Annotated in this window: 31 protein-coding genes; 15 read left to right on the top strand and 16 right to left on the bottom strand. The window is 72.3% G+C overall.

Annotated elements, in window-relative coordinates; genetic code table 11:
• Genes ACSHWB_RS36685 through ACSHWB_RS36655 form a run of 7 tightly spaced genes read left to right on the top strand, consistent with a single transcriptional unit; the run spans position 1 to position 6,040 of the window.
• The gene (locus ACSHWB_RS36685) at positions 1-1,227 is read left to right on the top strand and encodes a V-type ATPase 116kDa subunit family protein (protein ID WP_439657897.1); all 1,227 of its coding nucleotides are present in this window, start codon (positions 1-3) and stop codon (positions 1,225-1,227) included.
• Positions 1,224-1,640, top strand: coding sequence for an ATP synthase subunit C (locus tag ACSHWB_RS36680; protein WP_439657896.1), 417 nt, complete (start codon positions 1,224-1,226; stop codon positions 1,638-1,640). The genes ACSHWB_RS36685 and ACSHWB_RS36680 overlap by 4 nt, the downstream gene beginning before the upstream one ends.
• Positions 1,641-1,643: 3 nt before the next feature.
• On the top strand, positions 1,644-1,859 hold the full coding sequence (locus tag ACSHWB_RS36675) for a hypothetical protein (protein ID WP_439657895.1): 216 nt from the start codon (positions 1,644-1,646) through the stop codon (positions 1,857-1,859).
• Positions 1,856-2,362 (top strand): hypothetical protein, encoded by a 507-nt coding sequence (locus tag ACSHWB_RS36670; protein WP_439657894.1) that lies wholly within the window; start codon positions 1,856-1,858, stop codon positions 2,360-2,362. Before ACSHWB_RS36675 ends, ACSHWB_RS36670 begins: the two co-directional genes overlap by 4 nt.
• Positions 2,350-4,071: a V-type ATP synthase subunit A gene (locus ACSHWB_RS36665; protein ID WP_439657893.1), complete on the top strand. Its 1,722-nt coding sequence runs from the start codon at positions 2,350-2,352 to the stop codon at positions 4,069-4,071. Before ACSHWB_RS36670 ends, ACSHWB_RS36665 begins: the two co-directional genes overlap by 13 nt.
• Positions 4,068-5,423: a V-type ATP synthase subunit B gene (locus ACSHWB_RS36660; RefSeq protein WP_439657892.1), complete on the top strand. Its 1,356-nt coding sequence runs from the start codon at positions 4,068-4,070 to the stop codon at positions 5,421-5,423. The genes ACSHWB_RS36665 and ACSHWB_RS36660 overlap by 4 nt, the downstream gene beginning before the upstream one ends.
• A complete protein-coding gene (locus ACSHWB_RS36655; protein ID WP_439657891.1) occupies positions 5,420-6,040 on the top strand; it encodes a V-type ATP synthase subunit D in 621 nt (206 codons plus the stop codon). Before ACSHWB_RS36660 ends, ACSHWB_RS36655 begins: the two co-directional genes overlap by 4 nt.
• 47 nt (positions 6,041-6,087) lie before the next feature.
• Here the strand turns inward: ACSHWB_RS36655 and ACSHWB_RS36650 are convergent, their stop codons facing one another.
• Positions 6,088-6,681 carry an Rv1733c family protein gene (locus ACSHWB_RS36650; protein ID WP_439657890.1) on the bottom strand — a complete coding sequence of 198 codons (594 nt, stop codon included), beginning with the start codon at positions 6,679-6,681 and terminating at the stop codon, positions 6,088-6,090.
• Between the two features lie 62 nt (positions 6,682-6,743).
• On the opposite strand from ACSHWB_RS36650, the gene ACSHWB_RS36645 reads away from it, so the two are divergent.
• A complete protein-coding gene (locus ACSHWB_RS36645; protein ID WP_439657889.1) occupies positions 6,744-7,745 on the top strand; it encodes a polysaccharide deacetylase family protein in 1,002 nt (333 codons plus the stop codon).
• A 24-nt stretch (positions 7,746-7,769) separates the two neighbouring features.
• Here the strand turns inward: ACSHWB_RS36645 and ACSHWB_RS36640 are convergent, their stop codons facing one another.
• The 5 genes from ACSHWB_RS36640 to acsA are packed head-to-tail and all read right to left on the bottom strand — an operon-like array spanning position 7,770 to position 13,083.
• A complete protein-coding gene (locus tag ACSHWB_RS36640; RefSeq protein ID WP_439657888.1) occupies positions 7,770-8,006 on the bottom strand; it encodes a phosphopantetheine-binding protein in 237 nt (78 codons plus the stop codon).
• On the bottom strand, positions 8,003-9,421 hold the full coding sequence (locus ACSHWB_RS36635; protein WP_439657887.1) for a dihydrolipoamide acetyltransferase family protein: 1,419 nt from the start codon (positions 9,419-9,421) through the stop codon (positions 8,003-8,005). Before ACSHWB_RS36635 ends, ACSHWB_RS36640 begins: the two co-directional genes overlap by 4 nt.
• Positions 9,414-10,391 carry an alpha-ketoacid dehydrogenase subunit beta gene (locus ACSHWB_RS36630; RefSeq protein ID WP_439657886.1) on the bottom strand — a complete coding sequence of 326 codons (978 nt, stop codon included), beginning with the start codon at positions 10,389-10,391 and terminating at the stop codon, positions 9,414-9,416. The genes ACSHWB_RS36635 and ACSHWB_RS36630 overlap by 8 nt, the downstream gene beginning before the upstream one ends.
• The gene (pdhA, locus tag ACSHWB_RS36625) at positions 10,388-11,341 is read right to left on the bottom strand and encodes a pyruvate dehydrogenase (acetyl-transferring) E1 component subunit alpha (RefSeq protein WP_439657885.1); all 954 of its coding nucleotides are present in this window, start codon (positions 11,339-11,341) and stop codon (positions 10,388-10,390) included. Before pdhA ends, ACSHWB_RS36630 begins: the two co-directional genes overlap by 4 nt.
• Entirely contained in the window at positions 11,338-13,083 is a 1,746-nt protein-coding gene (acsA, locus tag ACSHWB_RS36620; protein WP_439657884.1) for an acetate--CoA ligase, read from the bottom strand. Before acsA ends, pdhA begins: the two co-directional genes overlap by 4 nt.
• Positions 13,084-13,255: 172 nt before the next feature.
• On the opposite strand from acsA, the gene ACSHWB_RS36615 reads away from it, so the two are divergent.
• Complete coding sequence (locus ACSHWB_RS36615) at positions 13,256-13,627, top strand: VOC family protein (RefSeq protein WP_439657883.1); 372 nt, start codon at positions 13,256-13,258, stop codon at positions 13,625-13,627.
• Positions 13,628-13,668: 41 nt separating this feature from the next.
• Here ACSHWB_RS36615 and ACSHWB_RS36610 read toward each other — a convergent pair whose 3' ends face one another.
• Positions 13,669-13,956 carry a hypothetical protein gene (locus tag ACSHWB_RS36610; RefSeq protein WP_439657882.1) on the bottom strand — a complete coding sequence of 96 codons (288 nt, stop codon included), beginning with the start codon at positions 13,954-13,956 and terminating at the stop codon, positions 13,669-13,671.
• Between the two features lie 90 nt (positions 13,957-14,046).
• Here ACSHWB_RS36610 and ACSHWB_RS36605 point away from each other — a divergent pair, with 90 nt between their 5' ends.
• The gene (locus ACSHWB_RS36605) at positions 14,047-14,391 is read left to right on the top strand and encodes a YidH family protein (protein WP_439657881.1); all 345 of its coding nucleotides are present in this window, start codon (positions 14,047-14,049) and stop codon (positions 14,389-14,391) included.
• Positions 14,388-14,672, top strand: coding sequence for a DUF202 domain-containing protein (locus ACSHWB_RS36600; protein ID WP_439657880.1), 285 nt, complete (start codon positions 14,388-14,390; stop codon positions 14,670-14,672). Before ACSHWB_RS36605 ends, ACSHWB_RS36600 begins: the two co-directional genes overlap by 4 nt.
• A 6-nt stretch (positions 14,673-14,678) precedes the next feature.
• Here the strand turns inward: ACSHWB_RS36600 and ACSHWB_RS36595 are convergent, their stop codons facing one another.
• From ACSHWB_RS36595 to sqr, 3 genes are read right to left on the bottom strand one after another with little or no spacing between them, the layout of a single operon-like run.
• Positions 14,679-15,146, bottom strand: coding sequence for a DsrE/DsrF/DrsH-like family protein (locus ACSHWB_RS36595; RefSeq protein WP_439657879.1), 468 nt, complete (start codon positions 15,144-15,146; stop codon positions 14,679-14,681).
• Between the two features lie 22 nt (positions 15,147-15,168).
• Positions 15,169-15,486, bottom strand: coding sequence for a TusE/DsrC/DsvC family sulfur relay protein (locus tag ACSHWB_RS36590; RefSeq protein ID WP_439657878.1), 318 nt, complete (start codon positions 15,484-15,486; stop codon positions 15,169-15,171).
• Between the two features lie 13 nt (positions 15,487-15,499).
• Complete coding sequence (gene sqr, locus ACSHWB_RS36585; RefSeq protein WP_439657877.1) at positions 15,500-16,738, bottom strand: type III sulfide quinone reductase, selenoprotein subtype; 1,239 nt, start codon at positions 16,736-16,738, stop codon at positions 15,500-15,502.
• A gap of 110 nt (positions 16,739-16,848) precedes the next feature.
• Between sqr and ACSHWB_RS36580 the strand changes: the two genes are divergently transcribed.
• Positions 16,849-18,570, top strand: a complete 1,722-nt coding sequence (locus ACSHWB_RS36580; protein WP_439664735.1) for an aminotransferase class V-fold PLP-dependent enzyme — start codon at positions 16,849-16,851, stop codon at positions 18,568-18,570.
• Here the strand turns inward: ACSHWB_RS36580 and ACSHWB_RS36575 are convergent.
• A complete protein-coding gene (locus tag ACSHWB_RS36575; protein ID WP_439664734.1) occupies positions 18,537-18,800 on the bottom strand; it encodes a metal-sensitive transcriptional regulator in 264 nt (87 codons plus the stop codon). The two genes, ACSHWB_RS36580 and ACSHWB_RS36575, sit on opposite strands and share 34 nt — an antisense overlap.
• Positions 18,801-18,906: 106 nt before the next feature.
• Between ACSHWB_RS36575 and trxA the strand changes: the two genes are divergently transcribed.
• Both trxA and ACSHWB_RS36565 read left to right on the top strand, forming a co-directional pair.
• Positions 18,907-19,266 (top strand): thioredoxin, encoded by a 360-nt coding sequence (gene trxA / locus ACSHWB_RS36570; RefSeq protein WP_439657876.1) that lies wholly within the window; start codon positions 18,907-18,909, stop codon positions 19,264-19,266.
• 12 nt (positions 19,267-19,278) lie between these two features.
• Positions 19,279-19,677: a DUF302 domain-containing protein gene (locus ACSHWB_RS36565; RefSeq protein WP_439657875.1), complete on the top strand. Its 399-nt coding sequence runs from the start codon at positions 19,279-19,281 to the stop codon at positions 19,675-19,677.
• Here the strand turns inward: ACSHWB_RS36565 and ACSHWB_RS36560 are convergent.
• The gene (locus ACSHWB_RS36560) at positions 19,661-20,980 is read right to left on the bottom strand and encodes a HAMP domain-containing sensor histidine kinase (protein WP_439657874.1); all 1,320 of its coding nucleotides are present in this window, start codon (positions 20,978-20,980) and stop codon (positions 19,661-19,663) included. The two genes, ACSHWB_RS36565 and ACSHWB_RS36560, sit on opposite strands and share 17 nt — an antisense overlap.
• The gene (locus ACSHWB_RS36555) at positions 20,970-21,656 is read right to left on the bottom strand and encodes a response regulator transcription factor (RefSeq protein ID WP_439657873.1); all 687 of its coding nucleotides are present in this window, start codon (positions 21,654-21,656) and stop codon (positions 20,970-20,972) included. The genes ACSHWB_RS36560 and ACSHWB_RS36555 overlap by 11 nt, the downstream gene beginning before the upstream one ends.
• A gap of 144 nt (positions 21,657-21,800) precedes the next feature.
• Here ACSHWB_RS36555 and ACSHWB_RS36550 point away from each other — a divergent pair, with 144 nt between their 5' ends.
• Positions 21,801-22,439, top strand: coding sequence for a DUF2202 domain-containing protein (locus tag ACSHWB_RS36550; RefSeq protein ID WP_439657872.1), 639 nt, complete (start codon positions 21,801-21,803; stop codon positions 22,437-22,439).
• A 26-nt stretch (positions 22,440-22,465) separates the two neighbouring features.
• On the opposite strand, the gene ACSHWB_RS36545 is transcribed toward ACSHWB_RS36550, so the two are convergent.
• Genes ACSHWB_RS36545 through ACSHWB_RS36535 form a run of 3 tightly spaced genes read right to left on the bottom strand, consistent with a single transcriptional unit; the run spans position 22,466 to position 25,283 of the window.
• On the bottom strand, positions 22,466-23,314 hold the full coding sequence (locus tag ACSHWB_RS36545; protein ID WP_439657871.1) for a sulfite exporter TauE/SafE family protein: 849 nt from the start codon (positions 23,312-23,314) through the stop codon (positions 22,466-22,468).
• Between the two features lie 5 nt (positions 23,315-23,319).
• Positions 23,320-23,895 (bottom strand): rhodanese-like domain-containing protein, encoded by a 576-nt coding sequence (locus ACSHWB_RS36540; protein ID WP_439657870.1) that lies wholly within the window; start codon positions 23,893-23,895, stop codon positions 23,320-23,322.
• Positions 23,892-25,283 carry an MBL fold metallo-hydrolase gene (locus ACSHWB_RS36535; protein WP_439657869.1) on the bottom strand — a complete coding sequence of 464 codons (1,392 nt, stop codon included), beginning with the start codon at positions 25,281-25,283 and terminating at the stop codon, positions 23,892-23,894. Before ACSHWB_RS36535 ends, ACSHWB_RS36540 begins: the two co-directional genes overlap by 4 nt.
• Positions 25,284-25,300: the final 17 nt, after the last annotated feature.

The following is a 25,300-nucleotide window of genomic DNA, read 5'->3' as shown; positions in this document are numbered from 1 at the left end:
ATGACACCTGTGCGGATGGAACGGATCGCCGTCGTGGCACCGCAGGACGCGCTGCGTGAGGCCCTGGACCTGGTGGCGGAGGCGGGTGTGGTCGACGTCGACCGCGCCGACGACCAGCTGGAGACCGTCCTGGCCGCCGCGGTGCGCCGGGAGTCGGTCGCGGCCGTCGCGGGGTGGTGCCCGGCGGAGGAACGGCCTGGTCTGGCCGCGATGCTCGCCGGGGTGGGGGCCGCCGCGGTGCCGTTGCCCGTGCCACGTGGCGTGGATCCACCCTCGTTGTTGCGTTCGGACAGCACGGTCCGGCGGTCGTTCACGCCGCTCGTCACGACGTACGGCACGGTGCCGTACCAGGACGTCGACCCCACGGTGCTCGCGGGCGCCGCCTACGTGCTGATGTTCGGGATGATGTTCGGCGACGCCGGGCAGGGACTGCTGCTGGTCGCCGTGGCCCTGCTGCTGCGGGCCGGGTGGCCGCGGCCCCTGGCGCGCTGGCGTTCCACCTGGCCCTTCGTCCTGGGTGCCGGGGTCGCGAGCACCTTGTTCGGGGCGCTGTACGGGGAGTTCTTCGGGCCGACGGGCGTTGTTCCCGTGTTGTGGCTCGACCCGCTGGACGACCCGGTCGAGCTGCTGGGCGCGGGGATCGCCACAGGGGCGGTGCTGCTGGCCGCGGCCTACGCCGTCGCGATCGTGAACCGGTGGCGTGAGGGCGGGCCGCGGCTCGCCGTGTACGCGGCGTCCGGCATCGCGGGAGCCGCGCTGTTCCTCGGTGTCGCCGGGATCGCGGGTGGGCTGCTGCTGGGCGCCGACCTGGTCGTCGTGGCCGGAGCCGTGATCGCCGTGGTGGGCCTGGTGCTCGCCGGGGTGGGGTTCGCCGCGGCGTCCGGTGGTGGCGCCGCGGGATGGGTGCAGGCGGCCGTGGAGCTGTTCGACATCGTGATCAGGACCGGGTCGAACCTCGTGTCCTTCGCGCGGCTCGCTGCGTTCGGCCTGGTGCACGCCGCGATCGGCTCGGTCGTGTGGCTGGGGACGACGGCGCTGGCGGACGGTGGTGTCCTGGGCATCGCCGCGGCGGTGCTGGTCTTCCTGCTGGGCAACGCACTCGCGTTCTCCCTCGAGGCGCTGGTCGCCGCCGTTCAAGCATTGCGTCTGGAGTTCTACGAACTGTTCTCGCGGGTCTTCGAGATCGAGGGCCGGCCGTTCCGCCCGTGGCACGGGGAGGCTCGATGATGGTCTGGTTGGCAGGACTGCCGGTGCTCGCCGCGGTGTGCGCGGGAGCCGTGTTGTTGATGCGCCGCAAAGGACGCGCCGTGCTCACCCTGTTCGCGGGGCTCAACGGAGCGTTGCTCGTGGGTGCGCTGGTCGTGCTGGTGATGGCGTTGCAGGCGGGTGAGGCGTCCGCGGCCGCGGCCCAGTCCCCCGCTCCCGCGGCGAACTGGGCGGCGCTGCTCGGAGCGGCCATCTCGGTCGCCGGATCGTCCATCGGCGCGGCGATCGCGGTCGCCCACACCGGATCCGCCGCGCTCGCCGCGCTCAGCGAGCGACCCGAGCTGTTCGGCCGCGCGATGGTGATCGTGGGCCTCGCGGAGGGCATCGCCATCTACGGGCTGATCGTCGCGGTGATCCTCCTCGGGAAGGCGTGAGCGGTGGGAGCCGTGGCCGTGATCGGCGCCGGTGTCGCCGACTGGGCGCTCGCCGGGGTGCGGGTCAGCGAGGCGGCCGACCCCGCGGCCGTGCGCGTGGCCTGGGACAGCCTGGGCGACGACGTGTCCGTCGTGCTGCTCACCGACGCCGCCGCGGCGGTGCTGGGCACCGAACTCGCGGAGGCCGGCACGCGGCTCGTGGCGGTGATCCCGTCATGACCGCGCGGCAGCAGGACGCTCTGGCCCCGGTGCGGGCGGCGTTGCTGACCAGAGCGCGTGCCGACGCCGAACGCGAGCTCGCCGCCGCACGCCTCGACGCGGACGCGACGCTCGCCAGTGCTCGTGCGGAGGCGCGGACGATCCTCGGCAAGGCCGCGCGGGCAGGGCGCGCGGACGCGGTGTCGTCCATCGCCGCCGAGCACGAGAAAGCCCGCCGTGCGGCTCGCAGGCTCGAACTGAACGCACAACGTGAGATCTACGACGAACTCCACCGGCGCGTCACCGACGCAGTGGCACTTGCGTTCGCCGAACCGGGCCGGCGAGACGACCTCGTGTCGATGATCCGGGCCGAGCTGGGCGCAGGCGCCACCGTGCGGGACGCCGCGCGCGGAGGCGCGACCGGTGAGGCGGCGGGCCGGGTGGTCGACCTCGGCGTCGAGGCGGTCGCCGACCGCGCCGTCGACGCGCTCGGCGACGAGGTGCGGGCGCTGTGGACACCGTGAGCCCCGGACGGGTCGTCCGGGTGTCCGGCCCCCTGGTCGAGGTCTGCGACGTCGGCCCGGTCGCCATGCACGACCTCATCGCTCTCGGGCCCGAGCGGATCCCGGGCGAGGTCGTCGCGATCAGGGACGACCGGGCGAGCGTGCAGGCCTACGAGTACACCGGCGGGCTCAGCCCCGGTGCCGCCGCGATCCCCGCGGGCAGGCCGTTGTCGGTCCGTCTCGGTCCCGGACTGCTCGGGAACGTGTTCGACGGGTTGTTGCGCTCGCTGACCGCCGCGCCGGTCTTCCTCACTCCCGGTGCGACCACGCACGACTCCGACCGCCGGTGGCGCTTCGACCCGAGGGTGGTGGTCGGTGACCGGGTCGAGCCGGGGCAGGTGCTCGGCGTGCTGGCCGACGCCGGTGCGCTCGAACACCGGGTGCTCGTGCCGCCGGGCGTCGACGGAGTCGTCGGGTCACTGGCGGACGGCAAGTGCGGAGCGGACACCGTGGTCGCCACCGTCGGTGGAACGGCCGTGCGCCTGTTCTCGGACTGGCCGGTCCGGGTACCGCGGCCGTGCCGGACCCGTCTCACCGATGTGACGCCTCTGCGCACCGGGCAGCGCGTGCTGGATCTGCTGTACCCGGTGGCCCGTGGCGGGGCCGCCGCGGTCCCCGGAGGTTTCGGCACCGGGAAGACCGTTCTGCTGCAACAGATCGCGAAGTGGTGCGACGCGGACGTCATCGTCTACGTCGGCTGCGGTGAACGCGGCAACGAACTGGCCGAGGTCGTCGCAGAGCTGTTCGAGCTGACCGACCCGCGCACCGGCGGGCGCCTGACGGACCGCACGGTGGTCATCGCCAACACCTCGAACATGCCCATGATGGCGCGCGAGGCGAGCATCTACACCGGTGTCGCCGTCGCGGAGTACTACCGCGACATGGGGTATCACGCGGTCGTCATCGCCGACTCCACCTCGCGCTGGGCGGAGGCGCTGCGGGAGTTCGCGTCGCGCACCGGGGCGCTGCCCGCGGAGGAGGGGTATCCCGCCGATCTCGCCTCGGCGCTGGCGGCGTTCTACGAACGCGCGGGTTGCGTGCGGACACTCGGCGGGGAGACCGGTTCGGTCACGATCATCGGCGCGGTGTCTCCGCCCGGTGGTGACATGACCGAGCCCGTCACGGCGCACACGGAGCGTTTCGTCCGGGTCCGCTGGACGCTCGACCGGGACCTGGCCTACGCCCGGCACTACCCCGCTGTCTCGTGGTCGGGCTCGTTCTCCCGCGACGCGCCGGCGGTGGGCGATCACCACGTCCGGGCGGGCGAGCACGAGTGGCCCGCCCGGCGGGCCCGCGTGATGACCGCGCTGGCCGAGGCCGACCGGCTCGCCGCCCTCGCCGAGCTGGTCGGCGCGGCCGCGCTGTCCGGACCAGAGCGGGTCGCGTTGCTCGCCGGACGCCTGCTGCGCGACGGCGTGCTCCAGCAGAGCGCCCTGTCCGCGGTGGACGCGGCCGGAGGCGAGGAGAAGGCGGCGGCGCTCGTGGCGGCCGTCCTGGCGGTGGTGGACGAGTGCCACCGGCTGGTGACGGCGGGGGTGCCCGCCGAGGAGCTGGAGGAGTTCGACTTCACCGCGCTGGTGCGGTTGCGCGAGGAGGCGGCGCCACACGACGTCGAGCTGATCGGCAGGCGCCGCGACGAGGTGCTCGCCGGGTTGCGGAGGCTGCGATGACGGTCGAGTTCACCGGCGTGCGGGAGCTGCGCGGCCCTCTGGTCGTGGTCGGCGGCGTCGAGGGCGTCGGGTGGGACGAGTTCGTGCGCATCAGGCTGGACTCCGGCGAACTGCGGCACGGTCTCGTGCTGGAGGTCGACCACGACCTCGCCGTCGTGCAGGTGCTGGAGGGCACGGGCGGCATGACCACGGCGGGAACCCGGCTGGAGTTCACCGGACGGCCGCTGAGCATCCCGGTCGGCACCGGGTGGCTCGGCAGGACCTGCGACGGCCGCGGTGCCCCGGTGGACGGCGGGCCACCGGTGTTCGGCGCGCGGCGCGAACCGGTCGCGGGCGCGCCGCTGAACCCGACGTGGCGTGAGGCACCCGCCGAACCGGTGCTCACCGGCGTGTCCGTCATCGACGCGCTGACCACGCTGGTCCGCGGCCAGAAGCTGCCGCTGTTCTCCCTGCCGGGGCACCCGCACCTGGAGCTGGCGACCCAGATCGCCGTGCAGTCCACGGCGGGTGGCGAACCGTTCTGCGTGGTGTTCGCGGGCATCGGCCTCACCCACGCGGACGCCGCGTACGCACGCGACGCACTGGAGGCACGATCGGCGGCGGGCGAGCTCGTCCTGCTGGTGAACACCGCCGACGATCCCGTCATCGAACGGATCCTCACCCCCAGGCTCGCGCTGACCATCGCCGAGTCGCTGGCGTTCCGCGAGGGCAGGCACGTGCTGGTCGTCATGACCGACATGACGACCTACGCCGAGGCGTTGCGCGAGGTGTCCGCGGCCCGCGGCGAGATCCCCGCGCGACGGTCGTACCCCGGCTACCTCTACAGCGACCTCGCCTCGTTGTTCGAGCGCTGCGGCCGCATCCGGGGCAGGCAGGGGTCGGTGACGGTGCTGCCGGTCCTCACCATGCCGGGAGGCGACATCACCCACCCGGTCCCCGATCTCACCGGGTACATCACCGAGGGGCAGGTCGTCTTCTCCGCGGAGGCCCACGCGCACGGCCTGTACCCGCCGGTCGATCCGCTCGCCTCGCTGTCACGGCTGATGCGCAACGGCGCCGGGCCGGGCCGGACCCGCGCCGACCACCTCGACGTCGCGGCCCAGCTGCTGTCCGCGCTGGCGCGGGCCCGGCAGGTGCGCGACCTGGCCGAGCTCATCGGGGTCAGCGGCCTGAGCCGCACCGACCAGGCCTATCTCGACCTGGAGCAGGCCTTCCGGACCGAGGTCCTCGGTCAGTCGCCCGGCGAGGCGCGGACGCTCGACGACACCCTCGAGCGGGTGTGGCGGGTGCTGCTGCGGCTGCCCCGTTCGGAGCTGTCGATGCTCCCCGCCGCACTGCTGGAGGGCCGGTGAACGCCCTCCGCGTGCCTTCCGGCCGGTCAGGACGCCAGTGGTTGCGCGGCCGTCTCGACAGCGCCGAGCACGCGGCCACGTTGCTGGAGCAGAAGCTGCGCGCGTTGCGCGCGGAACAGCGCCGGCTCGCCGACGAGGCCGCACGCAGCCACCACGACCTGGTCGCGCAGGCGGAGGAGACGGGGACCTGGACGCTGCGCGCCGCGCTGACGGCGGGGCGCCGCGGGATGCGCCTCGCGTGCGGCGACGCGGAAGCCGACGTGACGATCTCGTGGTCCACGACGGCGGGGGTGCGGCACCCCGCCGGCATCACCTGGTCGACACCGCCGGACGTGATCGGGGTGCCGACCGGTTCCCCGGTCGCGCGGGCGGTGCTCGAACAACGCCGGATGCTCGACGCCGCGCTGCGGCACGCCGTCGCGGCCGACGCGCTGCGGCGGCTCACCGCGGAGGCCGACACGACCCAGCGGCGGGTGCGGGTGCTGCGCCGGCACTGGGCGCCGCTGCTGCGGGAGGCACTCGCGCGGGTCGACCTGGAACTGGAGGAGCGGGAGCAGGCCGAGAACCTCCGGCACCGGATCGCCCTGGAGGCTGACCGGCACCGTCCGGGGCGATGACGCAGAGGTGACGCGGACCGTTCGGGCGACGAACGCGAACCTGGTGGTCAGCGGGCGGTCCAGTCGCGAGCGATCCGCTCCCACTCCCTCGCCCACCTCACCATGCGAATCCGCTTGTGCGCGTACTGGATCGCCAGGTAGAGCAGCATCATCGTGCCCACTGCCACCGCCCAGAGCAGCACGGCGACGAAGACGCCGTTGACCGCGGCACCCTCCGTGCTCAGCGGTGCCGTCGTGAGATTCCCGTCGCGGTCGATCCAGATCGGGACGGACGTGCCCGCCTTCGCCTGGGAGGCGGCCTGCACGGCGCCCTGGCGCATCCCTCCGTCCGGCGCGGTCCAGGTCGCCTCGACCGGCACGGACTCGACGACCCCCTCGGCCACCGCCGCGCCGACGACCAGCGGTGCGTCCGCGATCAGCTCTGCGTGCGCCCGGAGCGTGGTCTGCTGCTCGCTGACGGCCTCGGCGGACTGCTGGACGTACAGCTCCGAACCGACGGCGCCCGCGAGCGGAACGGCCACCAGAGCCACCAACGCGGTCAGCACCAGGACGAAGCCCTCCAGCCGATCGCCCGCGGTGGCCAGCTCGCTGTGGCCGGGGAACGCCCGCCGGAGGACTCGGGTGAACAGCTTCCTGTCCATGGGTCACCTCCGTGTTCAAGGGTTCTCCGCACGGGCAGCCCTTCCCCAGGGCACTTGGTCGCGTGACCACAGTGCCCGTGGTCTCACCGGAATGCCGTTGTCCGGCACTGCCTTGGTCCCGCCTGGAACAGGACCTGGCACCCGGTTCCGCCGGCCCGCAGGCCGTCACGCTGGGCTTGGAGGTGAGTGCGGTGAAGGAATGGTTCAAGGCCCACCGGCCCCTGGTTGCCGGTGTGGCGGTGCTGGTGCTCGGAGGTGTGGTGGTGCTGGTCCTAGCGCTGCTCCGCGCGACACCCGGACCACCGGTCGCGGCACCACCGAGCACGTCGGTCACCGCGACGACCACCAGCGTGAGCAACCCGGCGACGACGACACCCGTGGCGACGACCACCGCAAACACGACGACCGTTCCCCCGGGACCCGGTGTCCCGGATGCGTTGCGCGGCAAGGACATCTCCAGGATTCCGACCGATCGCAAGGTGGTCGCGCTCACGTTCGACGCGGGCGGCAACGCCGCCGGGCTGCCCAGCATCCTGCGCACGCTCGCGGACCAGCGCGTGCGCGCGACGTTCTTCCTCACCGGCACCTTCGTGCAGGCCGATCCGGGCGGCGTCCAGGCGATCCTCGCCGCCGGGCACCGCACCGGCAACCACTCGATGACGCACCCGTACCTGACCCGGTTGCCGGACAACGAGATCCGCGGCGAGGTGACCGGCGCGGAGCAGGTGCTCATGCGCACCGGTGCCGACCCCCGGCCGTTGTTCCGCTTCCCCTTCGGCGATCGAGACGCGCGCACGATCGGGGCCGTCAACTCCCAGGGCTACGTCTCCGTCCGCTGGACCGTCGACACGCTCGGCTGGCAGGGCACGAGCGGTGGCGCCGGCGTCACGAAGGTCGTCGACCGCACGATCGAGGCGTTGCAGCCGGGTGAGATCGTCCTGATGCACGTCGGAGCCCACCCCGAGGACCGATCCACTGTGGACGCCGACGCGCTGCCGGACGTGATCGCCGCCGTGCGGGCGCGCGGGTACGACTTCGTGACCCTCGACGCCCTGCTGGGGTGAGGGCTCCACCGGACGAGCGTCGCGTCAGCGGGTCAGGAACGTCACGCCCGCGGCCAGTGTCGTGAGGCGGCGCTGGTCGTCCTCGGACACCGCAAGCCCGCTGCGCCTGCTCAGTTCCGCCGCGTAGGCCTGGAAGTCGATCGAGTCCAGGTCGAGCTCCTCGCGCAGGTCCGCGTCCGGGGCGACGTCACCGAGCTCCGCGTCCGGAGCTACGGTCAGCAGGGCCGCACTGATCATCTCGCGGGCGTCGTCGGGTGTCATGGTTCCTCCGGTGTGTTCAGCAGTTTCTCGACGATCTCCAGGAAGCGCGCTCCGGTGTGCCCGTCGGTAGCGCGGTGGTCGGCGGACAGGGTCACGGTGACCACGGGGCGCACGCCGAGGAGACCGTCGACCGCCCACGGACGCTCGACCACCTTGCCGACGCCCACGAGAGCGACCTGAGGCGGGTGGATCACCCCGAACACGGACTCGACACCGCGGTCCCCGAGATTGGTCACGGTGATCGTGGCGCCCGTCAGCTCGCTGCCCCGCAGCCGGCCGCTCCTGGCGCGGGTCACGAGGTCGCGCACCCGGTCCATCAGCTCCACCGGCCCGAGTTCCGTCGCGTCCGCGATCACCGGGACGATCAGTCCGCCGCCGCGCAGCGCCACCGCCATCCCGAGGCGCACTCCGGCACCGGGCTGGAACCGCTCGTCCGTCCACGACCCGTTGAGCTGCGGCACCTTGGCGGCGGCACGGGCGCATGCCCGCAACACCAGTGCGATCGGCAGCACGCGGCGCTCCACCGGGAGATCCCGGTTGAGCTCGGCGAGCCGGGCCATCGCGGTGGACATGTCGACCGTGGTGCTGAGGTAGTAGTGCGGGATCTCGCGCTTCGACCGCGCCATCAGCTTCGCGGTGGCCTGACGCATCGCCTGGACCTTGTCCACGGCGGGAGTCACCGGCGCCCGCGTGGCCCGCTCGGCTTGCTCCGGGACCGGCTTCGCCGCGCGCACGTCGCCGGCGCGCACGACCCCGTCCGTGGCGGACGCGGTGACCTGGGTGAGGTCCACGCCCAGTTCCTTCGCGAGTCGCCGGGCGTACGGCGACACCCCGCCGCGACCGGCAGGTGCGGGCCGCGCGGCTCGTTGCACGTCGGCGCGGGTGATCGCACCGCCTCTTCCGGTGCCGCGCACGGTCGTCAGGTCGACACCGAGCTCCGCGGAGAGCTTGCGCACCAACGGTCCGACGACCGGAGGCCGTGGCGCCGGCTTCAGGTTCGGCACGGGTACGGGTTTGGGCTGCGGCGCAGGCGAAGGCGCGGACTCCGGCTGCGACGCGGACACGGTCGCGAGCTCCACAGCGGACTCCGGCGCGGGAACGGGCACGACCGCGGCCTCGGGCCTGGGCTCTGCCTGCGGCGTGTGCTCCGGCCACGGCTCACGCTTCGGCTTCGCACCGTCGGCCGTCCCGATGACGGCGAGCGGGGTGCCCACGGGCACGGTCGTCCCGGGCTGCACCAGGATGTCCTCGATGACGCCGCTGTCGAAGCACTCGGCCTCGACCGCGGCCTTCGCGGTGTCCACGACCGCGACGACATCGCCTCGCGCGACGGTGTCTCCCGGTTTCACCAGCCACTCGATCACCGTGCCCTCGTCCATGTCGGCACCGAGGGACGGCATCGTGAACTCAGCCACCGCGCACCACCTCACGCGCGGCGGCGGCGATCGACGCGGGCTGCGGGAGCGCCGCCTCCTCCAGGTGCTTCGCGTACGGGATCGGCACCTCCGCGGTGCACACCCGCCGCACCGGTGCGTCGAGGTCGTACAGCGCCTCCTCGGCGATGCGCGCGGCGATCTCGGCGGACAAGCTGCCGCTGCGCCATCCCTCGTCGACGACCACCGCCCGGTGGGTGCGCCGCACGGATTCGAGGAAGGTCGCGGAGTCCAGCGGCCGCAACACGCGCAGGTCGATCACCTCCGCGTCGATCCCGTCCGCCGCCAGGTCGTCCGCCGCGGCCAGCGTCTTGGCGAGGCTGCCGCCGTAGGTGATGAGCGTGACGTCCTTGCCCGGCCTGCGGATCGCGGCGCGCGTGATGTCGGCGGGACCGGCGCCGTCGGCCAGCTCACCGGCGAGGTTGTAGAGGCCGTTGTGCTCGAAGATCAGCACCGGGTCCGGGTCGCACAGCGCGGGCCACAGCATGCCGCGCGCGTCCTCCAGGGTCGCGGGCGCCAGCACCCGCAGGCCGGGGATGTGCGCGTACCAGCCCTCGAGGCTGTGCGAGTGCTGCGCGGCGAGCTGCCGTCCCGCGCCGGTGGTCATCCTGATCACCAACGGCACCGGGAACTGGCCGCCGGACATGTGCAGCAGCGTCGCGGCGTTGTTGAGGATCTGGTCGAGCGCGAGCAGGCTGAAGTTGACCGTCATGATCTCGACGATCGGCCGCAGGCCGTTCAGCGCCGCACCGATGCCCGCGCCGACGAACGCCGACTCCGACAGCGGGGTGTCGCGGATCCGCTCCGGCCCGAACTCCTCCAGCAGCCCCAGGCTCACTGCGTAGCAGCCGCCGTAACTGCCGACGTCCTCACCCATGAGGAACACCCGCTCGTCGCGGCGCATGGCCTCGCGGATCGACTCCCGCAACGCCTCCCGGTAGGTGGTCTTCACCTGGCCACCTCCGAGGTGACGAAACGGGTGAGGTCGGCGACCGGTTCGAACTCGGCCGCGTCGGCGGCGGCGACGGCCTGGTCGATCTCGGCCGCCACCTCCGCTTCCAGCGCGGCCAGGTCGTCGTCGGTGAGGTCCGGCCGCATCGCGGCGACCAGGCGGTCGATCGGGTCGAGGTCACGCCACTTCGCGACCTCGACCTTGTCCCGGTACCGCTCCGGGTCGTACATCGAGTGCGCGCGGAACCGGAACGTCTTCAGTTCCAGCAGGCACGGACCGCCGCCGGCCCGGATGGACTCGGTGGCGCGGCGAGCGGCGTCCCGCACCGCGAGCACGTCCATCCCGTCGACCGGCCAGGCCGCTAGTCCGTAGGAGGAGGCTCGCAGTGCGAGGTCGGGTGCGGCGTGCTCCTTGGCGAACGACGTGCCCATCGCGTACAGGTTGTTCTCGCAGCAGAACAGCACGGGCAACCGCCAGAGCGCGGCGAGGTTGAGCGCCTCGTGGAACTCTCCCTCCGCGGCAGCACCCTCGCCGAAGAAGCAGGCCACGACCCGTGGTTCGCCGCGCATCGCGTGCGCGAGAGCGAGTCCCACGGCGACGGGCAGCCCACCGCCGACGATCGCGTTGCCGCCGAAGAAGCGGTGGCCGGAGTCGAACAGGTGCATCGACCCGCCGCGTCCCCTGCTGCACCCGGTCACCTTGCCGAACATCTCGGCCATGACCGCGTCCATCGGCACGCCCCTGGCCAACGCGTGGCCGTGGTCGCGGTACGTCGACACGACCGCGTCCTGCGGGTCGAGCTCGGACACGACGCCGGCCGCCACCGCCTCCTCCCCCACGTACAGGTGCAGGAATCCGCGGATCTGCGCCGAGCTGTACAGCTCGGCGCACCGTTCCTCGAACCGCCTGATGCGCGTCATCTCCCGCAGCAGGTCCAGGTGTTCCTTCACCCTCCCACCTCCAGTGTGGACGTGTCGCCCTCGGGCAGTCCCAGCTCCCGTGCCTTCAGCAGCCTGCGCATCACCTTGCCGCTGCGGGTGTGCGGCAGGTGCTGGTCGAACGTGATCTCCTTGGGCGCCACCGCACCCAGCCGCCTGCGGCCGAACGCGATCAGCTCCGCGCGCAGTTCCTCGGTCGGCTCGTTGTCCGGACGCAGCGAGACGAAGGCCTTCACCACCTCGCCGACCACGGGATCCGGTTTGCCTATCACTCCGGCCTCCGCGACGGACGGGTGTTCCATCAGCGCGCTCTCCACCTCGAACGGTCCGACGAGGTGGCCGGCCGACTTGATGACGTCGTCCGCACGTCCGACGAACCAGTAGTAACCGTCCGGATCGCGGCGGGCCAGGTCGCCGCTGAGGTACCAGCCATCCACAAAGGACTTCGCGTAGCGGGCGTCGTCGTGCAGGTAGCCGCGGAACATCGACGGCCAGCCAGGACGCAGCGCGAGCTCCCCCGCCGCCTCCGGATCGTGCACCTCCACGACGCGACCGCCCTCGCTCGTCACGATCCCGGCCTCCACGCCCGGCATCGGCCTGCCCATCGAGCCCGGCCTGATCTCCTCCGCGGCGTAGTTGCTGATCATGATGGCTCCGGTCTCGGTCTGCCACCAGTTGTCGTGCACGGGCAGTCCGAGAGCCTCCTGGCCCCACACCACGACTTCCGGGTTCAGCGGCTCGCCGACGCTGGCGACGAAACGCAGTGCCCCGAGGTCGTACCGCTTGGCCAGTCCGGCACCGGACCGCATCAGCATGCGCAACGCGGTCGGCGCGGTGTACCAGACCGTCACGTGTTCGTCCTGCAGCACCTCGTACCAGCCGTGCGCGTCGAAGTCCGAAGCGTCGACGATCATCGTCACGCCGTGCGTGAGGGGCGCGAAGATCCCGTACGACGTGCCGGTCACCCATCCCGGATCGGCCGTGCACCAGTACACGTCGTCGACGTGCAGGTCGAGAGCGAACGCCGCGGTGACGTGATGCGCCAGCACCGCGCCGTGCACGTGCACCGCGCCCTTGGGCTTTCCCGTGGTGCCGCTGGTGAAGTGCAGGAGCGCCATGTCATCCGGCGACGTGGGCGGGATGGTGAAGTCCTCGCTCGCCGACGCCATCGCCTCGGTGAACGACGTGGTGCCGTCCGGCGCGGGTCCGTCGCCGATCACCAGCACGTGTTCCAGCGCGGGCAAGGAGTCGCGCAGCTGCTCGACCCTCTTGCGGTACAACTGCGGCGTCGTGACCAGCACCCGGACGTCACCGAGACGCAGGCGCTCCCGCACCGGTTCCGGCCCGAAGGCGGAGAACAGCGGTGCGTAGACGCTGGTGTTCTTCACCGTGCCGACCGCCGTGACGTACAGCTCGGGCACCCGCCCCAGCAGGGTCGCCACGCGATCACCTTTGCCGATGCCGAGTCCGCGCAGCACGTTCGCGAACCTGTCGGTGGCGCGGCGAAGACCGTCGTAGGTCAGCTCCGTCACGTGCCCGCCACGGTCGCGGCAGCGCAACGCGACCTTCTCCCGCAGCGGTCCGGCCGCGTGCCGGTCCACCGCCTCGTGCGCGATGTTGAGCCCGCCGCCCGGCAGCCCGTCGAGCAGCGTCCTCGCCTCGTCCCAGGAGAACGTCGCGCGCGCGTGCCCGTAGTCCGTCAGGTTCGGCCTGATCCCGCCGGTGTAGCGCTTTCTGATCGGTTCCCAACCCATGTGTCCAGGCTGGAACGCCGAGGAACCCGGCAGCAGGGACGAAGGTCCTCGGTGTGCCCGTCGTTGGTGTGCGAAGTGCGTCCGGTCCCGCCATCGGTCCCAGCCGCGGCGGGACCTACGCCCCTCACCACACCGCCGCGCCCGATCGACGATGAACGGTGGAGGTGTCGTGATGAGCAGAGTCGTGCACTTCGAGATCCCCGTCGACGACCCGGACCGGGCAGGAGAGTTCTACGGAGCCGTGTTCGGCTGGGAGGCGCACAAGTGGGGACCCCAGGACTACTGGACGATGGCCACCGGACAGGAGCCCGGTAGCGGCCCCGGCGCCGAGGGCGCGCTCACCCCGCGAGCCGAGGCGCCGGAGGGCGTGCTGGTCTACGTCGACGTCGCGGATGTGGACGCCGCACTGGCCCTGGTCGAGAAGGCAGGCGGTTCCGTGGTGCACGACAAGATGCACATCCCCACGGTCGGATGGTCCGCGCACGTGCGCGACAGCGAGGGCAACCTGATCGGCCTGTTCCAGAGCGACGAGTCCGCGACCTGACTGCGCGTTCGAACGGGCAGGTCATCGCCGCGACTCCTCGGTCACGCGACGAGCTCGCCGCCCAGCGCCCGCGCAGGTGACCCCTTCGAGCAGACGGCCACAGCCGAACGGAGTCCGGACGAGTCGTTGCCGCGGCGCGGCAGCGCGGCGACCCGATGCGCGAACACCTGCCGGGCGTGCGCGAGATCGAACCCCTCCGTCTCGGCGAACAGCAGGACCACCCCGAAGCAGGCCGACGCGGTCGTCGTCCATTGCCAGGAACGCACGGTCCGCCGGACTCGCCGGTCGACCGCGGGAGCGCCGGGATCGGCTCCGCCCCAGGGCATCATCACCCCAGGAGACCCGCGAGCAGGCGGGGCGACCAGGGGCCGGCGTCCCCAGGGGCGCCGCCGCTCGACCGTGCGACCGAGGAGGGGCGGATGGCCGCCGAACCACAGGAGGGTGAACCGGACTACCGGTTCACCCTGGCCAACGAACGCACGTTCCTCGCCTGGATCCGCACGGCGCTGGGTCTGCTCGCCGCGGGGGTGGCGGTCAGCCAGCTCCTGCCCCCGTTCAGCGTGCCGGGAGCCACGACCGGGCTGGCCCTGGCCTGCACCGCGCTCGCCGCGGTGGTCGCGGCCACCAGCTTCCCGCGCTGGCGCCGGGTGCAGGAGGCGATGCGGACGGGTGCCCCGCTGCCGCGCAGCCCGATGGCCGGTGTGCTGGCGGCCGGGGTGCTGCTGATGGCCGTGCTCGCCGCGGTCCTGGTGGTCGTCGGATGAGGCGGGACACCGGTCTGCAGCCCGAACGCACGAACCTGGCGTGGAACCGCACCGCGCTCGCCGCCGCGGCGTGCGCCCTGGTGATGCTGCACGTCGCGGCCGAGCGCGGCTGGGGCATCGCCACGACGCCCGCGGTGTGCACGGCCGCCGTGGCGGTGACGCTGGTCCTGCTCGGCCGGCACCTCGGCGCCACGCGGCCGCGCGTCCTGTTGCTGGTCGCGGTCCTGGTCACGCTCGGCTGCGCCAGTGCCCTGCCTCTCGTGCTGAGCGGGCCGCGCTGACCCCGGTCACGTGAAGATGATCTGCCCGCCCGCCGCGAGCTCGTAGAACTCGCCGACCGTGATGATGTCCTGGACCTGGTCGATGAAGTCCTCTTTGGACAGGCCGAACAGGTCGACGGACGCCTGGCAGGCGTAGAGACCCGCGCCGGTGTCCGCGATCATCTCGACGAACTCGGGGATCGGCGGGATGTCCAGCTCCTCCATCTTGTGCGACAGGTAGCGCGTCATCACCGAGGACACGCCGGGCAGTCCTCCCGCCCAGGTCGCGAGGTGAAGGCCGGGGTTGCCGACGGTGGCGAGCTTGATGTGCTCGTGCCGCGCCCTGTGCACGGCGTCGAGCCCGAAGAAGGTGAAGAACAGGTTGGCGTCGATGCCTTCCGCGCGGGCGCCGTTGGCCATGATCAGCGCGGGGTAGATCCCCTCCAGGGAGCCCTTGGAGACGATGATGGAGACCTTCTCGATCTTGTCCGACATCGCGAACGGTTCCTTTCTGCGCTCAGATGCAGCCGCGCGGCTTCGGGATTCCCGCGATGCGGGCGGCGAGCTTCGCCGGCCCCTTCGGGAACAGCTGGTAGAGCTCCTTCACGGTGACGCCGGAGGTCTTGCCCAGGGCGCGGACCGTGGGACCGGTGCCCTTCTCCGCGAACTCCGCGCGCATGAACCTGATGACCTGCCAGTGCCGATCGGTCAGGTCGCCGACGCCCGTCTCGCGGGCGATCTCGGGCGCCATGTCCTCACGCCACTGCCCGGGTTCGACGAAGAACCCCTCGTCGTTGACCGGCACCTCGGTGCCCGCGTACACCTTCGTGGACATTCGCCACTCCCTCTCACCGGGCTTCGAACCGCTTGCCCGCCACGGGCATCGCGGCGGACACGCCGGGCAGGTCCCGGCCGGGCAGCAGGCTGTGCCAGTACAGCCAGGAGAACATCAGCTTCCCGAGGTGGTTGAGCCTCGACTCCGCCAGCAGCGGCAGTCCCACCGCCGACGGGTAGTGGCCGGGCAACGGCTCGGTGTCGTAGTTGAAGTCGATCAGCAGGGCCTTGCCGAACCCGCTCTCGATGAAGCAGTTGGTGTGCCCGTCGAAGCTCGCGTCGAGCTCCTGCCCCGCGAGGAACCGGGCCACGTTGCGGGTCAGCACCTCACCCTCGAAGTGGGTGACCGATCCCGCCTTCGAGGTGGGGATCGCCGCGGCGTCGCCGATGACGAAGATGTTCTCCCTCACTTTGGACCGCAGGGTGTGCTCGTCGGCGGGGACGAAACCGAGCGCGTCGCCCAGACCCCACGAGCGTTCGACGCATTCGGCTCCACCGTGCACGGGCACCACGACCGCCAGGTCGAAGTCGACCTCGCGCTCGTCGTAGGAGATCAGCCTCCCCGCCTCGCCGTCGACCTCGCCGGTGTTGAACTCGGTCACCAGCTCGATGCCCTTGTCCTGCAGCATTCCCGCGAGCGTGCGGGAGGCGACGGGCTTGGTGAACGCCCCGTCCAGCGGCGTGACGTAGGTCAGCCGGACCCGGTCGCGGATGCCGCGTTCCTGGAAGTACCAGTCGGCCAGGAAGCAGAACTCGAGAGGCGCCACCGGGCACTTGATCGGCAGGTCCACGACGTTGACGACCAGCCGGCCGCCGTCGAAACGCTCCAGCGCCCGTGCCAGCGCGGTCGCGCCCTCCAGGTCGTAGAAGCTGAACACCTTGCTCATCCAGCCCGGTCCCGTCAGGCCCTCGGTCTCCTCCGGCACCAGCCGGGCGCCGGTCGCGATGATCAGGACGTCGTAGTCGAGCAGACCGCCGTCGGTGAGGTGCACCCGGTTCGCCTCCACGTCGACGCGGTCCACGCCGCTGTCGCGGTAGGTGATGCCGTCGTGCAGCTGCCGCCGCCGGGACCGGACGAGGTCGTCCGCGTGGGCGAGCCCGAACGGCACGAACAGCAGGCCCGGCTGGTAGACGTGGTCGTCGTCGCGGTCGACCACGGTGATCTCGCACTCGGCGTCCAGCTCCCGGCGCAGCCTGTTGGCCGCGAGCGTGCCGCCCGTACCGCCGCCGAGGATCACGATCCGCTTGCTCATGCCTCCAGTCTTCGACGCGGCGTGGCCGCTCCCCAGGGGCCTTCGTCCTCGCACACGCGGGCCCATCGACAGCGTCCGCCGGCGCACGGGCGATCCACGATGGACAGGTGATGGGCACCGTTCTCGACGCGGGGGCCTCGCCCCTGCTGGACCGCATCCGGCGCGGCCTCATCGGCGACGACGAGGTTCTCGACGGACCCTACGGCCCGCGCCGGATCATCTACGCGGACTACACGGCGTCCGGGCGGGCACTCGACTTCGTCGAGGACTTCGTCCGCGCGCACGTGCTCCCCCGCTACGCCAACACCCACACCGAGAGCTCGACCACGGGCCGGTACACCACGAGGCTGCGCGAACAGGCCCGGCGGCTCGTCCGCGACTCGGTCGGCGGCACCGAGGACGACCTGGTGATCTTCTGCGGCTCCGGTGCGACGGCCGCGATCGCCAAGCTGGTCGGCATCCTCGAACTGCGGCTCCCCGCCGGGCTGGGCGAGAGGTACTCGCTCGCCGACCGGATCCCCGCGGACCAGCGTCCGGTGGTGTTCGTCGGCCCGTACGAGCACCACTCCAACGAACTGCCGTGGCGCGAGTCCATCGCGGACGTCGTGGTCATCGGCGAGGACTCCCGCGGGCACGTCGACGTCGCCGAGCTGCGCCACCAGCTGGTCCGGTACGCCGGCCGTCCACTGAGGATCGGCAGCTTCTCCGCCGCGTCCAACGTCACCGGCGTGCTCACCAACACCGACAGCATCGCCGCGCTCCTGCACGAACACGGCGCACTGTCCTTCTGGGACTACGCGGCCGCCGCCCCGTACGTGCCCATCCGCGTGCGTGAGAGCGCGCCGGGCCGTGGCGACCACAAGGACGCCATCTTCCTGTCACCGCACAAGTTCGTCGGCGGCCCGCAGACCCCCGGCGTGCTGGTGGTCCGCCGCGAACTGGTCACCAACGAGGTGCCGACGGTGCCGGGCGGCGGCACGGTGGCGTTCGTACGCCCGGACGGTCACCGCTACCTCGACGACCCGGTCGCCCGCGAGGAGGGCGGTACACCCGCGATCGTCGAGTCGGTCAGGGCCGGTCTGGTGTTCGCGCTCAAGGACGCCGTCGGCACCGGGGTGATCCAGGAGAACGAGGAACGGCTGTGGCGGCACGCCCTCGCCAGGTGGGAGGACGAACCCGGCATCGAGATCCTCGGCAACCACGACGCGGCCCGGCTGTCGATCGTGTCGTTCCGCGTCCGCCACGGCGAGCGGTTCCTGCACCACAACTTCGTGGTCGCCCTGCTCGACGACCTGTTCGGCATCCAGTCCCGTGGCGGCTGCTCCTGCGCAGGACCGTACGGGCACCGGTTGCTCGCCATCGACACCGCGCACTCCCGCGGGTACGACCACGAGGTCGCCATCGGCTGTGACGGGGTCAAACCGGGCTGGGTGCGGCTGAACTTCCACTACTTCATCACCGACGCCGTCCGCGACTACCTCGTCGAGGCCGTGCGCCTCGTCGCCCGGTACGGCCACCGCCTCCTGACCGACTACGTCTTCGACCCGCGCACCGGGTCGTGGCAGCACCGCGCCACCGCGACAGTCCCGCTGGGACTGCCGGACCTGCGCTCCGCCGTGACCACTCCCCCGCCCCGTCCCTCAGCTCACGCCGGCGACGACGTCCTGGCCGCGCGGCTGGAAGAAGCCCGGTGCCTGCTGGCCGGACGCGCGGACCTGCTCGACGACGGCACCACCGGCCTGCCGGAGGACTTCGAGTCGCTGCGCTGGTTCGTGCTGCCGCCGGTGTGCCTGCTCGGTCAGGCCAGCGCGAGAAACAGCTTCTCCAGTTGAGCGCGGTCGGCCACCGACTGCTCGGAACCGTCGGCGATGCACTGCTCCAGGCCGCTGGCGATGAGTTTGAAACCGGCCCGGTCCAGCGCGCGCGACGCCGCGGCCAGCTGGGTGATGACGTCCTTGCAGTCACGGCCGGACTCGATCATCTGGACGATCCCGCCGACCTGCCCCTGCACTCGCCGCAGACGCTTGACCACGTCGGTGAGGACTTCTTCGTTCAGCTCCACCAGCAACCTCCTTGAGTACCCCCCAGGGTACCCGAGCCTGGAACAACCGAGCCGCGTACGACGGTGGAAGGTATACCCCTGGGGGTATCAAGGAAAGGAGAGCCTCATGGCGGTCGTCGAACTGACCAAGTCCGACTTCACCGAGATCGTGGGCCGGCCGGGCACGGTCCTGGTCGACTTCTGGGCGTCCTGGTGCGGCCCCTGCCGGATGTTCGCACCGGTCTTCGAGCAGGCCGCGCTCCGGCACACCGGCATCACGTTCGGCAAGGTGAACACCGAGACCGAGACCGACCTGGCCCGGACGTTCGGCATCTCGTCGATTCCGACGCTGATGGTCGTCCGCGACGGTGTCGTCGTCTACTCACAGCCCGGCGCGCTTCCCGCCGCCGCACTCGAGGAGCTGATCACCCAGGTCGGCGCACTCGACATGGACCAGGTGCGCGCCGGCGCCCAGCCACACCGCTGACCAGGAGGCGCCATGAAGTACGACCTGACCATCACACTCGACCTGCCCTACGACGACGCGGTGCCCGCAGTCCGCGCCGCGCTGAAGGAACAGGGTTTCGGTGTGCTGACCGAGATCGACGTCCGAGCGACCCTGCGCGAGAAGCTGGGCGCCGACGTGGAGCCGTACGTGATCCTCGGCGCGTGCAACCCGCCGCTGGCGCACCGGGCGCTGGAGGTCGACCGGACGATCGGCCTGCTGCTGCCGTGCAACGTCGTCGTCCGCGCCGATGGCGACGGCAGCCTCGTGCAGGCGCTGGATCCCGCGCTGATGGCCGAGGTGCCGCAGCGCGAGGAGCTGGGCCCGATCGCCGAGGAGGCGGGCAAGCGGATCCGGGCCGCGCTGGACTCGCTGATCACCACGGCAGGCTGAGGGTGAGGACGGTACCGCCGGCGCCGGACGTGGCGTCGACGGTGCCGCCGTGCGCGGTCACGAGCTCCCGGACGACGGCGAGCCCGATGCCCGACCCCGCCACCGCCTGCCCCGCACTGCCGCGCCAGCGCCGTTCGAAGAGGTGCGGCAGTTCGTCCTCGGGGATCCCCGGCCCCGTGTCCCGTACCTCCACCACCGCCGCGTCCACCTCGCGGCGCACGGTGACGGTGACGGTGTCGCCCGGCCGGAGATAGCGGACGCAGTTGGCCAGCAGGTTGCCCACCGCCTGGTGCAGGCGGTCCGGGTCCGCCCGCACCACGACGCCCTCCGCGAGTTCGAGGCGCACCCGCAGACCCGCGGCGCGCAGGTGGGCGGCGTGTGCCGTCGCGGCGGTCCTGGCCACCGCCGCGAGGTCGACTTCCTGCCGCCGCAACGACAACGCCGCCGACTCCGCGTCAGCCAGCTCCGTGAGGTCCTGCACGATCCGGCCCAGTCGCTGGGCCTGGTCGTGCAGGCTCGTCAGACGCTCCGGGTCCGGCGGGACCAGACCGTCGCGCAGTTCCTCGAGGCCCGCCTGCACCGTCGCGAGCGGTGTGCGCAGCTCGTGCGCGACATCGGCGGTGAGGTCGCGCAGCACCTGGTCGGAACGGGCGACCTCGGCCGCCATGTGGTCGAACGCGCCCGCCAGCTCGCCGAGCTCTCCCGGGGCGTCCACGGCGGCACGCGCGGAGAGGTCGCCCGCCGAGATGCGCCGCGCGGCGCCGGTGAGGCGGGTGAGCGGCACGACGATCCGCCTGCCCACGAACCAGCTCGTGCCCGCCGCCACCGCGAGCGCCACCACGGCGGCCAGCGCGATCCAGCCCCAGGCGATCTCCCGCGCCGCGGACGCCGGCGCGCCGAACGCCAGCCGCACCGTGCCGACCACCTCGCCGGAGACCGTCACGGGAGCCTCGGTCCACCCCGCCCCGGCGTTCATCGGCATGCCCCGGCCATGACCGGAGACGACGCCGCCCTCGGAGGTGTGCACGACCAGACGGGCGCCCGCTCCCGCGGCGAGCGTCGACGCGGGCCCCAGATCCACGCCGTCCCAGCCTCCCGCGGCGGCGTGGGCGGCCGCGACCGCGTCGGCGACCCGCGTGGCGGCCTGCCGGCGGGCTTCCTCCTCTGCGGAGGCCAGCCCCTGCCCGGTGCCCCACAGCGCGGCTGCGGCGAGCACCACCACGGCCGACAGCGCGGCCAGCACGAACGCGGCGAAGAGTCTCCTGCTCAGCGGCCCCCAGGCGGCCGGGCTCTCACCGGTCACGACGCAGCCCCAACCGGTAGCCGACGCCGTGCACCGTCTGCACGACCTCCGGCCCGCACTCGCCGAACTTGTGGCGCAGGTTCTTCACGTGCGAGTCCACGGTCCGCTCGTAGCCCTCGAACTCGTACCCGCGCACCTGGTTGATCAGCTCGTAACGGGAGTAGACCCGCCCCGGCACAGCGGCGATCACGGCCAGAAGGCCCCACTCGGTCGGTGTCAGCTCCAGCGGCTCACCGTTCCAGCGCACCTCGTGCCTCGGTTCGTCGATGAGGAGCCGGCCGTTCGCGAAGGACGCCACAGCCGGGACGGCGGCGCCGGCCCGGTGCAGCACCGCCTGGACCCGCAGCACCAACTCCTTGGGGCTGAACGGTTTGGTGACGTAGTCGTCGGCGCCGAGCTCCAGCCCGCGGATCCGGTCCTCCACGGCGCCGCGGGCGGTGAGCACGACGACCGGCGTCGCGCCGGCCTCCCTGGCCGCCCGCAGAACCTCCACGCCGTCGACGTCGGGCAGTCCCAGGTCCAGCACCACGAGCGAGGCCACCCTGTCGGCCACCATCGTGAGCGCCTGTGCCCCGGAACCCGTGGTCAGCACGGTGAGACCCGCCCGCTCCAGGTAGCGGCGCAGCAGGTCGCGAATGTCCTTCTCGTCCTCGACGACGAGCACCGTCTCAGCCACGAATCCCTGTGTACGCAGGCGAACAGGCCCGAACGAGGGTCGAAGTACCCCGCCCCGCCGGGCTCCACGTCATCTCCACACGACCTGCACGTGGCCTCCTCCACCCGGCGCGACGATGAGGTCGTCACGATGAGAGGAGGAGCCATGAAGACCCGGACACGGATCGCCGCGATCACCGCGGCCGGCATCGTCACCGCAGGTGCGTTCGCCGGGACGCTCGCACTGGCGAGCGGTCCTCCCCCGACGCCCGGCCCTGGGCCCGGCCCCGGAGGAATGGACATGCCGCGCGGCGGGCCGCGTGACGGTGGATGCCTCGCCGTCCCCGGTGTCGTCGACCCGAGCGGCACGCTCACCGAGGCGCAACGCACCTCGCTCGCGGCCAACGCCGAGGAGGAGAAGCTGGCGCACGACCTGTACACCGCGTTCGCCGACCGCTACGACCTGCGGATCTTCGACCGCATCGCCGCGGCGGAGACCTCGCACCTCGACGCGGTCCGGACCCTGATGACCCGTTACGGGATCACCGATCCCACCGCGAACCAGGCGGCCGGCCGCTTCACCACCCCGGCCGTGCAGGCGACCTACGACCAACTGCTGGCCAAGGGGACCGGCAGCCAGGACGCCGCACTCGAGGCCGGTCGCACCGTGGAGACAGCGGACATCTCGCTGCTGCGCCAGTCGCTCGACGGCCTCACCGCGCCGGACGTCCAGCGCGTGTACGGCCACCTGCTGACCGCTTCGCAGCACCACCTGACCGCGTTCGACCGGTGGCTGAGCCGGTGACACGACGGTGGGCAAGGGTGGCGGCCCTACTCGGGGCCGCCACCCGCCGTCACCTTGCGGCGCTTGAGGTGCACGAGCCACGCGCCACCGCCCGCGGCGGCGAGCACGACCGGGACGATCCAGGCCGCGACGGGGACCTGCTGGGCCAGCACGAAGCCACCCATCACGAGCACGAACCAGCCGAACCCCTTGCGCAGCACCGTCTCCGGGATCCGTCCGGCCAGCCTGCCGCCCGCCAGACTGCCCGCCACCGCCGCCAGGGTGACCAGCACGGCCAGCGTCCAGTCGACGTGGACGGTCGCCAGGTACCCCGCCAGTCCGGCGAAGGACTTCATCGCGATCACCACGAGGGACGTGCCGACCGCGACCGCCATCGGCAGGCCGCCCAGCAACGCCAGCGCGGGCACCACCAGGAAACCGCCGCCCGCGCCGACCAGTCCGGTGACCGCGCCCACCGCGACGCCCTCGGCGACGACGCGTCCGATCGGCAGCTCTCCGTGCGGCTTCGCCTGGACACCCTCACGACGTCCGCGGATCATCGCCACGGCGGTCGCGATCATCATCAGCGCGAAACCCACCAGCAGCCACGTACCGGGGATGAACTGCGCGAGCCTGCCGCCGCCGTACGCCCCGGCCATGCCGGCCGCGCCGAACACCAGTCCGGTGCGCCACCGCACCCGGCCAGCCCGTGCGTGTGCCACCGCACCGACCGCGCTGGTGACCCCCACGACGAACAACGACATCGCGATCGCCTGCTTGGGGTCCTGACCGGCGAGGTAGACCAGGATCGGCACGGTCAGGATCGACCCACCGCCGCCCAGCACCGCCAGGGCGACCCCGACGAGCACCGCGGCGAGCAGCGTCAGGACGATCATCGTGCTCACCCCCTCCCGTCACCCAGCGCGGCGACCACGGCCTCGACGGTGGCGCGCGGGCCGCGGTTGTACGGCAGCTTCGCCAGCAGCTGGCCGAGCAGGCAGGTGTTGCTCAGCGCGGCCACGACCAGACCTGCGCCGACCAGACCCGCGAGCCAGGTGACGGGCGGGACGAAGGCCCCGACGAGCACCGCGATCGCCACGATCGCGCCCGCCACCAGCCGGACCTGGCGTTCGAGGTCCCAGCGCGGTGTCCCGTGCCGCACCGGGCCTCCCGCCGCCTGCCAGGCCGTCATCCCGCCGGCCAGCAGCCGGAGGTGGGGCAGGCCCGCCGCCGTCAGCGCCTGGCCGGCCTGCCCTGCCCGCTGTCCGGACCGGCAGATCAGCACCACCTGCTCGTCGAGGTGGTGGCGCAGCTCGTCCCTGTGCTCGCGCAACAGGTCGAGCGGCACGTTGTAGGCACCGGGGATGTGCGCGGCCTCGAACTCGCCGGGGGTGCGCACGTCGATGAGCCGCGGCCCGTTCCCGGACTCCACCAGCTGCCGGAGCTCCGCCGCTTCCAGCGTCACCGCAGTGCTCACCGCTGCTCCCCCGTCACGAGCAGACCGGCGTTCCGGGCGGTGTCGAAGTCGTCGTCGACGTGCACCACCGTGCGGCCCGCCCTGGCGAGCACACTCGCCGCGATCGACGCCCGGTAACCGGACTGGCAGTGCACCCACACCACACCGCCGGGCACGTCCGCCACCCGCTGCGGCAGGTCGGGCAACGGGATGTGCAGCGCCCCGTCGAGGTGGCCCTGCTGCCACTCACCGCCCATGCGCACGTCCAGCAGCACGTCGGCGGGAGGCAACCCGTGCGGCGGCTGCCCCGCCCGTGCCGCGGCGAGGTCGGTGAACGTGGCCACGGCCAGCTCACCCAGCCGGCTCTCGTCGCCTGCCCACTGCTCCGGGGCACCGGTCGCCGCGGCCGCGGGCCGGTCGATCCCGATCCGCACCAGCTCGCGCTGCGCCTCCGCCACCTGCTCGGCGGACTCGCCCAGCAACGTGATGGGTGCGCCCCACGGCGCCATCCAGCCCAGCCAGGTGGACATCGGCCCGTCCAGGCCGAAGCTCAGCGTGCCGGCCAGGTGGCGATGGGCGAAAGCCTTGCGCGAGCGCAGATCCACGACCCACTCCTGGGCGTCGATCCGGCCGCGCAGCTCCGCCGGGTCCGCTACGCGCACCGGCGTCAGGTCGGCCAGCTCGGCCCCCTCGGCGTTGCGCGCGCCCATGTGGGCGTAGTAGGCGGGATAGGCGTCCAGCCCGGCGAGCACCTGCGCGACGAAGTCGTCGGTCTCCAGCCGCAGCGCCGGGTTCGCGGTCTTCTCCCTGCCGATCGTCGAGGACGGCGCGTCCGCCTGGGTCGCGGAGCAGAAGCTGCCGAACCCGTGCGTGGGCCACACCTGCGCCCCGTCCGGCACCAGGTCGGCGAGCCGTCGCACCGAGGCGTGCTGGTGGCGCGCCAGCATGTCGGCGTGCTGCTTGCCGAGCAGGTCCGTCCGGCCCGTCGTGCCGAACAACAGCGAACCGCCGGTGAACACACCGATCGGGCCGTCCTCGCCGTGCAGGACGTACGACAGGTGGTGGAACGTGTGCCCCGGCGTGGCCACCACGGTCAGCCGCATCCGGTCGGACAGCACGATCTCGTCGCCGTCGCGCACCGGTGAGCGTTCGAACTTCACGTCATCCGCTGCCGCCACCGCGTACACGGCGCCCGTCAGCTTCGCCAGCGCCAGTCCGCCGGACACGTAGTCGTTGTGCAGGTGGGTCTCCACGACGTGCGTGATGCGCACCCCGCGCCGGCCCGCCAGTGCCACCACCCGGTCGATGTCGCGTTGCGGATCGACCACCACCGCCACCCGTCCGTCGTGTGCGAGGTAGCTCCGGTCGCCCAGTGACGAGGTCGTCACGACCTCGACTTCTACCGTCATGATCTTCCTTCTCGTGT

It is taken from the genome of Lentzea sp. HUAS TT2 (assembly GCF_051853195.1).
Classification (GTDB): domain Bacteria; phylum Actinomycetota; class Actinomycetes; order Mycobacteriales; family Pseudonocardiaceae; genus Lentzea.
The sequence above is the reverse complement of the archived record's forward strand: the minus strand, read 5'-3'. Positions and strand labels throughout refer to the sequence as shown.